Raw genomic sequence first — 490 nt, forward strand, 5'->3', positions numbered from 1 at the left:
ATACGGCAAAAGAGAAAAAAAAAAATTAATTAAAAAAATTTTTTAAAATTTATTCATTCATAATTAATTAAGTTCTCACGATTCTCAAAATTCACCGACCTTATCATCTTTCATTTTTTTTCCCATTTATTCCTTCTGCTTTAAAATTCATTTATTCAATTATTTTCAATTATTAAAATATAAACATTTTTAAAAAATAACTTAACGAAATTTATTCAACTGGATCAACCGATTGTTCTTTTAACGAATAATCAGGCGGAGGAATTTTAGTCACTGAAACACTTAAAGTCTTAGGTATTTTTGGAAAACTTTCACTCGACTGTCCACCATTTGAATCACTTTTCTTATCCCAACTCAAATCATCGCCAGACAATGTTCTGACGTCGCTTATAATCGGGACCGGGCTCCCGTTGGTAGTCTGTTTTAACTCTTGGATCTCTAATTCCGGCGACAAATGCTTAATGTCAATGTCGTCATCATCTTCTTCATC

The 490-nt window shown here is 30.8% G+C and carries 1 protein-coding gene; it reads right to left on the reverse strand.

Annotated features, from left to right (window positions below; all coding sequences use genetic code 11):
• Window positions 1–211: 211 nt before the first annotated feature.
• Window positions 212–490, reverse strand: a 279-nt coding sequence (locus GUI43_RS34155; protein ID WP_170158820.1) for a hypothetical protein, incomplete at its 5' end; no start/stop codon positions are given.

The organism is Micromonospora noduli, from assembly GCF_003264365.1.
GTDB lineage: Bacteria > Actinomycetota > Actinomycetes > Mycobacteriales > Micromonosporaceae > Micromonospora > Micromonospora noduli.